Source organism: Gimesia sp. (assembly GCF_048262075.1).
In the GTDB taxonomy this organism is placed as follows: domain Bacteria; phylum Planctomycetota; class Planctomycetia; order Planctomycetales; family Planctomycetaceae; genus Gimesia.
Genome location: NZ_JBLXFK010000001.1, coordinates 993,191 through 1,005,430 on the forward strand (window position 1 = coordinate 993,191; position 12,240 = coordinate 1,005,430).

General features: G+C 49.2%; 9 protein-coding genes. 3 read left to right on the forward strand and 6 right to left on the reverse strand.

Annotated features, from left to right (window positions below):
- Positions 1-11: 11 nt before the first annotated feature.
- From ACN0YH_RS03685 to ACN0YH_RS03705, 5 genes are all read right to left on the reverse strand, one after another.
- Positions 12-1,307 carry an efflux RND transporter periplasmic adaptor subunit gene (locus ACN0YH_RS03685; RefSeq protein ID WP_417378194.1) on the reverse strand — a complete coding sequence of 432 codons (1,296 nt, stop codon included), beginning with the start codon at positions 1,305-1,307 and terminating at the stop codon, positions 12-14.
- A 60-nt stretch (positions 1,308-1,367) separates the two neighbouring features.
- Positions 1,368-1,823, reverse strand: a complete 456-nt coding sequence (locus ACN0YH_RS03690) for a MarR family winged helix-turn-helix transcriptional regulator (protein ID WP_417378195.1) — start codon at positions 1,821-1,823, stop codon at positions 1,368-1,370.
- 328 nt (positions 1,824-2,151) lie between these two features.
- A complete protein-coding gene (locus ACN0YH_RS03695; RefSeq protein WP_417378196.1) occupies positions 2,152-3,426 on the reverse strand; it encodes a formylglycine-generating enzyme family protein in 1,275 nt (424 codons plus the stop codon).
- Positions 3,427-3,490: 64 nt separating this feature from the next.
- Positions 3,491-4,822 carry an HD domain-containing protein gene (locus tag ACN0YH_RS03700; RefSeq protein ID WP_417378197.1) on the reverse strand — a complete coding sequence of 444 codons (1,332 nt, stop codon included), beginning with the start codon at positions 4,820-4,822 and terminating at the stop codon, positions 3,491-3,493.
- 38 nt (positions 4,823-4,860) lie between these two features.
- Positions 4,861-5,523: a nucleoside 2-deoxyribosyltransferase gene (locus ACN0YH_RS03705; RefSeq protein ID WP_417378198.1), complete on the reverse strand. Its 663-nt coding sequence runs from the start codon at positions 5,521-5,523 to the stop codon at positions 4,861-4,863.
- 201 nt (positions 5,524-5,724) lie between these two features.
- On the opposite strand from ACN0YH_RS03705, the gene ACN0YH_RS03710 reads away from it, so the two are divergent.
- Both ACN0YH_RS03710 and ettA read left to right on the forward strand, forming a co-directional pair.
- The gene (locus ACN0YH_RS03710; protein WP_417378199.1) at positions 5,725-7,860 is read left to right on the forward strand and encodes a DUF2079 domain-containing protein; all 2,136 of its coding nucleotides are present in this window, start codon (positions 5,725-5,727) and stop codon (positions 7,858-7,860) included.
- Between the two features lie 186 nt (positions 7,861-8,046).
- On the forward strand, positions 8,047-9,720 hold the full coding sequence (gene ettA, locus ACN0YH_RS03715; protein WP_417378200.1) for an energy-dependent translational throttle protein EttA: 1,674 nt from the start codon (positions 8,047-8,049) through the stop codon (positions 9,718-9,720).
- 58 nt (positions 9,721-9,778) lie between these two features.
- Here ettA and ACN0YH_RS03720 read toward each other — a convergent pair whose 3' ends face one another.
- The gene (locus ACN0YH_RS03720) at positions 9,779-10,639 is read right to left on the reverse strand and encodes a hypothetical protein (RefSeq protein WP_417378201.1); all 861 of its coding nucleotides are present in this window, start codon (positions 10,637-10,639) and stop codon (positions 9,779-9,781) included.
- A gap of 355 nt (positions 10,640-10,994) precedes the next feature.
- On the opposite strand from ACN0YH_RS03720, the gene ACN0YH_RS03725 reads away from it, so the two are divergent.
- Positions 10,995-12,014 carry a Gfo/Idh/MocA family protein gene (locus ACN0YH_RS03725; RefSeq protein ID WP_417378202.1) on the forward strand — a complete coding sequence of 340 codons (1,020 nt, stop codon included), beginning with the start codon at positions 10,995-10,997 and terminating at the stop codon, positions 12,012-12,014.
- The last annotated feature ends 226 nt before the right edge of the window (positions 12,015-12,240 follow it).

Genomic DNA, 12,240 nt, shown 5'->3' on the forward strand with positions numbered 1-12,240 from the left:
GCTGTTCCTCTTTAACCGTCAGAATTGATGGCTTTGGCTGTTGGTAATGCGTCAGGTGACAGGACGTTCGAAATCGTGACATCTTGCCCGGGGCGCAAGCGTTCGTTACCCCTTATGACAACATAACCACCACTTTCCAGATCTCCTTTTACCTGTATCAACCGGCCCTCGGCCACACCTACCTGTACGGGAACGGCACGTGCCTTGCCCTGTTTTCCGTTTTCTTTTCCCGGTTCCACTACATAAATCATGGGAGTCGGTCCCCCCAGAACCAGCGCATCTTTGGAAACCATTAATGCCATCTGTTTGGGGCCTGTAGGAAGAACCGCCCGTGCCAGCATGCCCGATTTCAGGAGGGGACCATCGTCATGAATCTCATTCTTGATACGAACCTTAACAGGAAAGGTTCTTGCTCTGACATCCGCCTGTGGAACAATCAACACAACTTCTCCGATAAAGACCTTTTCGGGAATGGCGGGGATTTCTACCCGGACCTCGGTTTTCAGTCGAACATGTGGTACATGATTTTCCAGAACCTGCACACGAACATCGACGTAATCCAGTGCAATCACTTCGGCGACCAGTTCACCCGAATTCACCCACTGACCGACTTCGGTATGCTCGGCTACCACATAGCCATCAAAGGGTGAAATGATTGTGTGTTTGACGACCTGGCTTTCGAGTTTATCGACCAGCGCCTGTTGTACGGCTACCCGGGCCCGTGCCTGGGCAATCTGTTCCTTCCGGGGGCCTTCCACTGCCAGCTTATAAGCAGCCTCCGCTTCCGAAAACATTTCTTCAGCTCGAATTGACTCAGAAACGACGGACTGAATATCATCATCATTGACCGCTTTTCGGGCATATAATGATTCGAGGCGTTTGAGACGTTTCTTCTGATATTCGCTGTCTGCTTTGGCAGCCATCATTAATGCTTTTGCCCGCTTAATTTCATCGGGTCGCGATCCATTTTCGAGTTCCTTTAATTCCTCTTTCCGCAGATCAAGAGTGGCTGTTTCGGAATCCACTTCAAGGCTGATCGTGTTGATCAGCAACTGAGCCAATGGCTGTTTGGCACGAACAAAGTCACCTTCATTAACAGGAAATTCTGCAACACGCCCCCCCACAGCACTGCCGATCACACTGCGTTTAATCGGCATCACGGTCCCCACAAAGGTCTGCCCCGAGGCGACTTCACGCTCGACGATCTTTGCGACATCGACCTTAGCTGGCCCCCGTTGCGCCTGAAGTGGTTCAACGGCCATGACCGTCATACACATCACTGCAGTAAGACTGGTTACAATTCTCATTTGATTCCTCAACAACATATTAAGTTAGGTGAATCTGATTCACTTTATATTTCTCTGTGATCAGGAAGCCTCAAGTTCAGTTACTCTGGCTCCCAGGTTTTCCTGAACTTGAGCCAGTAATGATTTCAGTGTCTGCACCTGTTCGGGAGTCATGCCATCGGTTGCTTTCTTCCTGAGACGTTTTAAACAGGCCACCATCTTTGACCAGACCGGTTTTGCTTCTGGTAATACCTTGATTACTTTGCGACGACGATCATTAGGATCGTTCTCGCGCTTGATCCATTGATCACGTTCCATTCGATCAAGAATGCGAACCAGTGTGGGAGGTTCAATCAGCATCCGCTCAGCCAGATCGACTTGCGAGAGAGGACCTTCATAGACCAGCCAGCCAATTACCTGAAACTGACGAAAAGTGATCCCGTAAGGAATCAACTCCTGATTTAATGCATCCTGATAGCAATGAGAGGTCATGGTAATCCAATAACCAACACTTTCCTCAAAGTCGTATTGCAGCATCAGTTTCTCCCTGTGACATCAGAATCGGGATTTATTAGCCTGGCTAATCATTAGCCCTGTTATACTAATGATTTCCCCCCTGTGACAAGACCTGATTTCGCGATCTATCCCGCTTTGAAGCTTTTATTTAAGCAGTTTGAGGAGATCTAGAGCGAATTAATGTTAGCGATAGCGTCCTCAATCAAATATACCCGGGCCAACTAGCCTGGGAGACGCTTCAGTAGGGCTGCACACTGTCTAGCGATTTTTCGATAGAGATCGACAGATTCTTGCTTGTCCAGAGAGCCCTGAACAAAGAATGAGGCAAAAAAACAACAGGGACCAGGACTTAAAAAGTACTGTCTGATTTTGTTTTTTCCGGATCAGCAGAGGCAGAATTGAGATTAAGCACACAGCGAAATCCTACATCGGCGGGTGGAGTTCTCATATTTTCTCCAGACCGTTTCCAGACTTCCCAGGATTTCTGATCCCCACGTACCACACGCATACTGGGTTCGACAGCTCGTCGCGGGCCCATCCAGCCGCGAACAACACCTGCATCCGCCAGAGCCAGCGCCGCCTGATACGCATTTTTCGAGTACCAGTCATCGCACCATTCGCGGGCATTTCCCGCCATATCATATACTCCATAGGGGCTGCGGTCGCCGGGAAACGTTGCTGCAGGATCAATTTGTCCGGGCTGACGATTCACCTGCCAGAGTGGTCTACCACTCCCCCAGGGGTAAGGAAACCCCTGCTCTCCTCGCGCTGCTTTTTCCCATTGTGTCTCTCGGGGAAGCTGCTTCTTCATCGAGCGAGAATAGTTGAGGGCATCCGTGTAAGAAACTCCCATCGCCGGCAAATCTGATGATTGCGAATCATTGCCCGCAGGCTCGGGAACTTTCCCTTTCTTCGCAATCATTTCTGAACGCCAGCGACGATACTGCTCCAGTGTCACTTCATGCTCATCAATATAAAAGGCATCCTGATAAACAGAAAACTGAGGTTTGGCATTCGCATCTCCTGCAAGGACTCCCTGTATAGAAACTCCTGCAGGTACCAGCACCATTTCACTATAATCGAGATCGCTGCGAATTCGGTTGGGAAGCCCCTGCTGTGAATACCCGGCTTCTTTGATCACAGTAAAGCCTTCCGGTAATTTGAAGGAAGAATCCGGTTGATTCGGTTCGGCTTCTGTACCAGATTTGACGATGGAATAACTGGAAGAATTCACTCCCGGTCCCGCAGGCAACATCGCTACAAACTCATCCTCAGATGAACCTGCTGTATCCGGTTTCTGAACCTCAAAGTTATGCAGGTAATCGACCACATCAAACAGATCGTCCGGATTCCCCCCTGGTACTGTCTGATTGTTTTTCACAGTTTTTTTCGGAGTCGGTTTGACTCCAGCCGGCTTTAAGGTCGGTGCCTGCATATTAGAAGAAGAGCCGGTAGCCTGTCGAGGCGGTTGTGACTGCTGCCTGACGGGTTCACTACCTCCACCACACCCTGCGATGAACAACAGAGAGAATCCCACAAAACCAGCACAGACTTGCTCATTAAATTGATAATTTCGGACCATATTAGAGACCAGCCATTTAGAATAATGTGTCTGACGGTACATATCACATCCACAAGTTTATCACAGTGAGTTTATGAAAAACAGCCTTTTATGTATCTCAATCGTATCATTCTGTGACTGCTACAATCAACAAGTTTTCAAAATCATCCATCTCAACACAAAGTCGGGCAATATCGGGATGGGCAAAAACCCGCACGCGTTTTACAAAATCGTCAAACTGCTTGCGGGCCAGGGTATCCACCACGGGAGACACCACATGCAACGGTCGATATTTCCCCTCACGCGAAGAATAAATTTCAACATTGAATTCCACTTCACGATGTGTGGGAGGTGCATCAATCAGAATATCGGTGGAAGCGACCGGTTGTTGAAATTTCTGAGACAGCCGTTTTGCCAGACTTTCACTCCAGCGGACCAGTGATGAAACCGGCTGATGTGCTATCAGCTCGAAAACTTCGGAAGATTCATAGTAACTGAATTCAGCAACGCGTTTATATAACAATCGTTTCGTGCTGAAAATCCCTTCCACCAGGCGCTCGCATTCCGTTCCGCGCGCTTGCGCACGTAACACGGAAACTGCATCTGCTTCCGTCAGCTGAAAGTAACTGGATAGATCCAGCCGTGGATACAAGTGGTAGAAGGCCCGCGCAAACATGGTACTGGCTGAGCGAACGGCATGATGCCAGTACACTTCGCTGAACATGACATAACGGGCAAAAACCATCAGTTCTGCTGCTGTTTTCCCTTTAGATCCGATCGCCAGGCCATCTCCGGCTGCATTGACCATCAACGATTGAATCAGTCGGTTTTTATCAAAATTACGACCATAGGGAACACCGGCATGCAGGCTGTCCCGATCGAGATAATCCATCTTGTCGATATCAATGGGCCCAGACAGAATCGAACGGACCAGTCGCATTTGCGGGGTGTCGGAACTGGGTACTAAAATATCGAGTACTTCGGCTGGTTCAATTCCCCATTCTGATCGCAGAATCTCTGCCAGTTCACGACCGTCTGAGAGAAACTCTCTTGCAAAGGATTCATGTCGGGGAATCCCTTCCAGTGACATATCTTCAATCAAATGACAAAAAGGCCAGTGTCCCAGGTCGTGCAGCAAAGCCGCTGCGATCAATACTTCGGCTGTATGCACGTCAATCGTGGCAGTGAAACGCGGATCTTTCCCTAACTGCCAGAGATACTGCAGCGCATTCTGATACACACCCAGCGCATGCTCGAACCGCGTGTGAGTTGCCCCCGGATAAACAAGCGCAGTAAAACCCAACTGCGTGATATGCGACAGCCTGCGAAATTCGGCCGTATCGACCAGCGCCCGAACGCGTTTAGTAAAAGGCACATCCTGCTGGTAGGGAATTCGCACCAGGCCGCTACCTGACTGCAAACTCGATAACTCCGGGATCTCTACATAAGGATGGTTCATATGAATTCGATAGTTTTCCGGTCGCTTAATCTTACAGATCAAGCGAGTATTGTAGAGGGATCATTGGGAGCAAAGAGTTCTTCGACGACAGAGGCAATCATTTCATTATTTTCCTGTGCCCCTTCGGAACAGAGCGCTTCCCACAAAATCTGACCTGCTTTAACTGCCCGTTGAACCTTGAGAGGTAACTGTTCTGTCGAGACCGATGAATGAATCCCCTGAACCTTAATGGTTGCAGAAAGTGTATCCGGGATGAGATCAATTTCATCGACTGATTCAAAATCCACCATTCCCACCAGTAGCGGATTAACCCGACCTTGAATCAGCGAGCGTACGTCATCCTGATATGCAATCAACGGTTTGCCCAGCATCCAGGCCATCGCTGCCTCTGAAACGGCTCCTTCATCCGGCGTACGACCATTCAGATTCCAGACCATCACTTCACATTCTATGACCAGTTGGTAAACATCCAGTGCAAAAATCGCTTCATGCAGGAACTGGGCAGCAGTCGGCGTATCCCAGTTGCGTTCAACCAGAACATCCAGTATCAGTCGAAACTCCATGCCATCACGGTGGGGCAGGTAAACGGTGTAACCGGACTCCATTAACAGGTCGGCGATTGCTGTCATTTCTTCACGTTCACTGCGATTAAACAGAGGACCTGCACAGTAAACACGAATCGGCTCATCAGAATGTTTCATGGTCTAACCTGTAATGCTTCCCTGCTGAATGAAAACCATTTAGAATGTTGATTGAGAGGGGTGTGCAGCATATTGTAGCAAGAGCCTGTTTTTTTTCACCCGAATCAGATTCTTTTCAGCCTGCTTCTCTAAAAAATTGAAATTTGAATTATCTGTCCTGTCACAATCTGCTGATATATACCTGAATCCAGATCGAAATTAATGAACCAGCGTCCTGACACCAAGTCAACTTTCGACAGCCGACAGTTTACCTTTGCCCTGCTCTGTATTCTACTGGGCAGTGGTTCTGTCACTCTGGTCCTGCAGACCATTTTAGGGAACCGGGAACTGTCCGGTTTTTATGTGAGTGACTCACTCTGGCAATCACTGGTTCAAACCTGGTCCGACAAAATCGATCCCACCAGCCAGACAGCCATCATCCCATTTTTTCCCTTACTGCTGTATCTACTCATCGCTGCCTGCGGTTTCTGGTTTGCGGGTACGTTCCTGATCTCTAAAATCCGTAGCCAGTCTTTTAGAACGGCTTTAACAGACTGGGGCGTCCGTGGATTTCGCTGGTGGCTGCTGCCTGCTGGGTGGGAAATGCTGCGGATCACATCTTATATCCTGAAATGGAACAACGTTGAATCGATTCTACTGGCGACTTCCCAATTCTGGTTTGCTGTCAGCATCGCAGGCTGGCTGGCAACATTGGCGAGTATGCTGATCCCTCTCCAGTACAACTCACCTGCGGTTAAGCAAGAAGTTTCGACAAAGGTATCGATTCCCCTCACCACATGGTTGATGATGGGAATCTTTACATTCATTTTCACCTGGATGAACTGGCGATTATACGACGGACTGCTGATTCCCCACGGCGACTCGGCCATGTATGAAGAGCACCTCTGGAATTTTGCTCATGGAAAAGGTTTTCGCAGTTATCTGGATCAGGGACTGTTCTGGGGGGAACACATCCAGTTCATTCATCTGTTTCTGCTCCCGCTCTATCTGATCTGGCCTTCCCACCTGACTATGGAACTTTGTGAAACCGTGGCGCTGGCTGTGGGAGCAATCCCCCTGTATCGCATGGCGGTCAGACACAGTGGTTCCAGCACTGCAGGGAAAGCGATGGTCGCTGCTTACCTGTGTTACTTCCCTCTCCATTTTCTCGACATTTCCATTGACCTGAAAACGTTCCGCCCCATTTCGTTTGGAGTTCCCCTGTTATTATTTGCCCTGGAAGCAATCGAGCTCAAACACTGGAAAACTGCCATTATTCTCATGCTGCTGACCCTCGCCGCAAAAGAAGACTATGCCATCATCCTGGGTCCGCTGGGACTCTGGATTGCCTGGCGCGCTGTTCAGGAACTCAAACAGTCTACTAATTCAGCCCCACCGTCAGTCCTGGAAAAGTTAAAGTCGATTGCACCAGGGATTAGCCTCTCGCTGTTCGCAGTTGTTTACCTGGCACTGGTAGTGGTCGTGCTGATCCCCTTGTTCCGCGACGGAGCGAAAGTCCATTATGTTGGCTATTTCAGCCAGTTCGGTGAAACACCAAAAGAAATTGTCGAAAACATACTCTTTAATCCCAGCCTGCTGTTCGGCCGACTCGTGCGTCCTGCAACCTTAATGAATTTGCTGGCATTTCTGGTTCCGCTCGGTTTCCTTCCTCTGTTTTCCCCCAGTCGACTGCTGGTTGTGGCACCACTGTTCGCTCTGCTTTGTCTGAATGAAGTCGCCACTGATCCACGTCATCATTTTCATGCCCCAATCGTTCCCATCCTGGCATGGGCGGCTGCTTTTGGTGTGACTAATGTCCCTGTGGTATTGAAACGTTACAGTAAAGCATTTCAAACGGACTCGGTTCACCATTCAAGCTTTTCAACACATTTCCTCTGGACTTCGTCTCTGGCAACGGCAATCTTTTTCAGTCTCAGCCCGCTGGGGCTGGTCTTCTGGGATCCCGGCTCAGAATATTACTGGCGACGCCTTTATGTTCCCGGTGAACGCGCCCGCCAGTTTGCCAAAATAGAAAACCTGATCCCACCGGAAAGCCGGGTGGCATCAACGGATTTTGTTCACCCTCGGTATACCCACTTTGATCGTTCCTATGATTACAGTGACTTTGGTCGCAAAGTGAATGATTATCAGCCCGGCGCGCCCCCTGATACAGATTTTATCGTAATCGATACACAACACCCTTACAGCAAAATTAAAACGCCGGACCAGATCCCTGAATACCACGATCATCCCGAACGCTGGGAGCTGGTCCCTGATCAGACCGATGGATATTTCATCATTTTAAAGCGAAAGCCTGAATCGGCACCCTCACAAATGCAGCCCCCCGCGGGCCCTTGAATTCCTCTTCAAGATGACTAAAATCAGCGCCATTTACCGGGTTTTTTAACTATTTCCGAGAGTAGCCCCCCGTTTCGAGTGACTTGCAGCGACCGTACAGCTATGGTATGCGGCAAGTCGAACACAAGCGTTCAAAACTAAATTTTCAATCAAGAGTATCCGTCCTGCAGGACAAGAGAATAAGTCATGGCACAGCAATACATTATGCAACTGGAAGGCGTCACCAAAGTCTTTGAACAGAAAGAGGTTCTGAAAGACATTTGGCTGTCCTTTTTCCCGGGAGCAAAAATCGGTGTCCTGGGTACTAATGGTGCGGGTAAAAGTACACTGCTGAAAATCATGGCCGGCGAGGACACCAGCTTCTCAGGTGATGCCCGTCCTGCCAAGGGAATCAAAATCGGTTATTTCAAACAGGAACCCGATTTAAATCCTGATCAGACCGTTGAGGAATGTATTGCTGAAGCGGTTGCAGAGTCACAGGGAATTCTGGATCGATACAATGAAGTCAATATGAAGTTCGGCGAAGACCCTACTCCTGAAGAGATGGAAAAGCTGATCGAAGAGCAGGCCAAACTGCAGGATCAGATTGATGCCGCCAATCTCTGGGAACTGGACCGAACGCTTGAAATCGCCATGGACGCGATGCGTGTGCCCCCCGGAGATGCTGTGATTGGCACTTTGTCTGGTGGTGAGCAACGCCGCGTTGCCATGTGTAAAATCCTGCTGCAGAACCCTGATCTGTTGCTGCTTGATGAACCGACCAACCACCTGGACGCTGAATCGGTCGCCTGGCTGGAACGCTATCTGCATACGTTCCAGGGTACCGTTGTCGCGATCACTCACGATCGCTACTTCCTGGATAACGTTGCCGGCTGGATTCTGGAACTTGAACGCGGACGGGGCATTCCCTTCGAAGGCAACTATTCATCCTGGCTCGAGCAAAAGCAGGCGCGACTGGCTGTCGAAGAAAAACAGGAATCAAAGCGACAGAAATTCCTTAAGAAGGAACTCGAATGGGTCCGCATGTCCCCCAAAGCCCAGGCCACCAAAAACAAAGCCCGAGTGCAACGCTATGAAGAACTCGCCGCGGAAGATTATGCGAATCGTGACGATGCTTCAGATATCCAAATCCCGATTTCCCGGCCTCTGGGCAGCCGGGTACTCGTCGCTGAAAATCTGACAAAAGGCTTTGGTGACAAACTGTTATTCGAGAACTTCAATTTTGAATTACCCCGTGGGGGGATTGTCGGAGTGATTGGTCCGAATGGAGCCGGTAAAACAACACTCTTCAAAATGATCATGGGACAGGAACAGCCTGACAGCGGGAAACTGGAGTTAGGCGAAACTGTAGAACTATCGTATGTCGATCAGAGCCGTGATTCGTTGAACCCTAAAAAAACCGTATACGAGGAAATTTCCCAGGGACACGAACATCTGGTTGTAGGAAAAACGAGTATTCATGCCCGTACCTACGTAGGTCGCTTTAACTTCAAAGGCCCCGATCAACAGAAACTGGTTGGCGAGTTGTCTGGTGGAGAACGCAACCGGGTCCACATGGCCAAACTTCTGCGATCCGGTGGAAACCTGCTGCTACTGGACGAACCAACCAACGACCTTGATGTCGATACACTGCGATCCCTGGAAGAAGGCCTCGAACATTACACTGGCTGTGCGCTGGTAGTCAGCCACGACCGCTGGTTTCTGGATCGACTGGCGACTCATATTATCGCGTTCGAAGGCGATAGCCAGGTCCGCTGGTTCGAAGGCAACTACAAGATGTACGAAGCCAAGCGGCATGAAGAACTGGGGAAAGATGCAGACTCTCCACACCGACTGCAGTTTAAACCTCTTTCGCGCTAATGCTCACTCAGACCAGAATTGAGACTTGGACAGGGGACTTTCATAGTCCCCACTTTTTTTATCGTCGCGCCCCCTGGCGAACTCGACTCAATACGGGACGCGTTTCTGAATCCTGTTTGGAATCAGGAAATGATTTTGCTTCCTGGGCGGCCAGTTTATGTGATTCAATTCTGGCAACTTCAACCACTTTTTTCGCTGCCATCAACTGGGCAGCAGTAAAAAACGGAACTCCACCACCCACAATCTGATGTTTCTTTTTGCTGGCAAGCTCCTGCCACCCCAGGTGACTACTCAGATGCCAGGCGATGGCCTGCACCATTTCCAGATCATCACGTTTCGGATTGTACTTCTGTAGAACTAAAAGAAGCGCCTTATCCTGCACCTGGGATTCAATGGGTCTTAATTCATAAGTTTTCAAACTGGAGGGACAGGGTTTACCATGTTCCAGACAAACCGAACTCAGTTTTAATTTCACCGTTTTCTCGGGGGGAATGGTAAAGAACCCATTGAAGTCATTATTCTGATTATTTCCTACAGGATTCAGGTTACCTCCTACAGCCTGACTGTCTCCCAGTTGAGTCTGCTGACCTCCCTGCAATCCCTGCAACAGTCCCGGGTTTGGTCCCGCCTGGGCCAGTATATGAACCGAAGAAACGGCAGCAGGAACTTTGACCGTGAGTGGCGCTGTCGTCAGATTCGAAATGTAAACGGAAGAACTGTAAGCACTCATCGGATAGACACGGGCTCCCAGTTGCTGTTTTTCGATCCCCTCAAACAGCTCCACCTGGGGAGCATCCGGCTTGACACTCAAGGTTGTCATGGGGCCTTTTTTAGGTGTGCCATTTACGGGTGCTATGGATGTACTACACAACAGCAGCACGATCCCCAGAACAGTCGGCAGTTGTATTCGTTTGACCATTTTCAACTCCTGTCTACCACGTCACTCGAATGAAGACCTTGCAATAGTGTTCAATGCGAACGCATTTTTAGAACGCATATGTACAAGGCCTGCACAGTAGAAACGTGTATGCCTCGTCAAACGCGGTGAATATGAATAGTGATTTGAGCGCGACTTAAAATCTGACAGGTAAACTGAACGACGATCACTTTACAGAACTTTGTAAGTCTGTGATATTGAGCAGATATTACGTGAAATTAAGAATTGATAATTAAATAAAGACAGGCTGCTCGTTCTCTCAACAATAACGATTTGGTCTGAAGATTTCAAATTTTTTTTCATAAATCTTATTTCATACCGCTATGGAACACATCTCATGAGAGACTCAAACCGAACTGTACGCTGGGGAATCCTGGGTACGGCTCGAATTGCAGAGAAAATCAGCGTCGCCATTCATCAGGCAGATCATGCAGAACTCACCTGTGTCGCAAGTCGTGATCCAGTGAAAGCAGCTGCCTGGGCAAAGAAACATCGAGTGAAACGTAGTGTTGGCAGTTACGACGCTCTTCTGCATGACCCCGAAATCGACGCTGTCTACATCCCCCTCCCCCCTTCACTTCATGGCGAGTGGACTGTCCGTGCTGCAAAAGCCGGCAAGCACGTACTTTGTGAAAAACCATTGGCACTGAATGTGAATCAGGCACGCGAAATGCGTCGTGTTTGTCTGGAAAATCAAGTACAACTGATGGATGGGGTCATGTGGTATCATCATCCGCGAGCCAAAAAAATATTGGAACTGATCCGCAGTGATGCGCTCGGAGAGCACCGCCGCCTGACATCCGCATTCAGCTTCTGCTGGGAGACGGTCCCGGAAAATGATCTGAGATTACAGCGAAATCTGGGAGGTGGTTCCCTGGGTGACCTGGGCTGGTATTGCATCGGAGCCAGCCTGTGGGCATTTAATGAACTGCCACAAAAAGTTTTTGGAACAGCACGGCCTTATAACGATGTGGACTACAACTTCTCGGGAATCATGTGGTTCAGTAAAAATCGCATCGCATCCTTTGACTGTGGTTTTGATGTCAGCATGCGAAAATGGTTTGAACTGGCCGGAACGAAAGGCTCCTTAGTCTGCGACGATTTTACACGGCCCTGGGAAAAGACAAAACCAAACTTTCGTATTATAGATTCCCAGGGGAATTCCAAGAATTATGAAACAGAGAACCCCTTACAGGAAACCTGCATGATCAATCATTTCTGTAAGATCATTCGCTCAGGTCACCTGGAACAGCAATGGCCCGATCTGGGAATCAATACACAACGGGTTCTGAACGCTCTGGACTATTCCGCACGCACAGAGACAGTTGTGAACCTTGCTGACTTCTTCCCTGCATAAGCGCATAAAAAAAGCACTCTCACCAGTTCGATGAGAGTGCCTGAGGTGGAGACCTCCGCCTCGATGCAAGCTTGCTTCCCTGTCAGGAAAGCCGGATGTTTCAGTCAGCTATTCAAGCCGACCATCAGTTGTAGTAGCCGTTACCTTCATTACGTGGTGAACGGTCGCAGACGATATCGTTCTCGCCATCACAGTAGTCAACCTGGTCATGGAAGCTGCTGCCGTC

Bases quoted from the DNA above. Each gene is read 5' to 3' on its own strand.
- ACN0YH_RS03685 (WP_417378194.1), bottom strand. From the start codon at position 1,307: ATGAGAATTGTAACCAGTCTTACTGCAGTGATGTGTATGACGGTCATG.
- ACN0YH_RS03690 (WP_417378195.1), bottom strand. From the start codon at position 1,823: ATGCTGCAATACGACTTTGAGGAAAGTGTTGGTTATTGGATTACCATG.
- ACN0YH_RS03695 (WP_417378196.1), bottom strand. From the start codon at position 3,426: ATGTACCGTCAGACACATTATTCTAAATGGCTGGTCTCTAATATGGTC.
- ACN0YH_RS03700 (WP_417378197.1), bottom strand. From the start codon at position 4,822: ATGAACCATCCTTATGTAGAGATCCCGGAGTTATCGAGTTTGCAGTCA.
- ACN0YH_RS03705 (WP_417378198.1), bottom strand. From the start codon at position 5,523: ATGAAACATTCTGATGAGCCGATTCGTGTTTACTGTGCAGGTCCTCTG.
- ACN0YH_RS03710 (WP_417378199.1), top strand. From the start codon at position 5,725: ATGAACCAGCGTCCTGACACCAAGTCAACTTTCGACAGCCGACAGTTT.
- ettA (WP_417378200.1), top strand. From the start codon at position 8,047: ATGGCACAGCAATACATTATGCAACTGGAAGGCGTCACCAAAGTCTTT.
- ACN0YH_RS03720 (WP_417378201.1), bottom strand. From the start codon at position 10,639: ATGGTCAAACGAATACAACTGCCGACTGTTCTGGGGATCGTGCTGCTG.
- ACN0YH_RS03725 (WP_417378202.1), top strand. From the start codon at position 10,995: ATGAGAGACTCAAACCGAACTGTACGCTGGGGAATCCTGGGTACGGCT.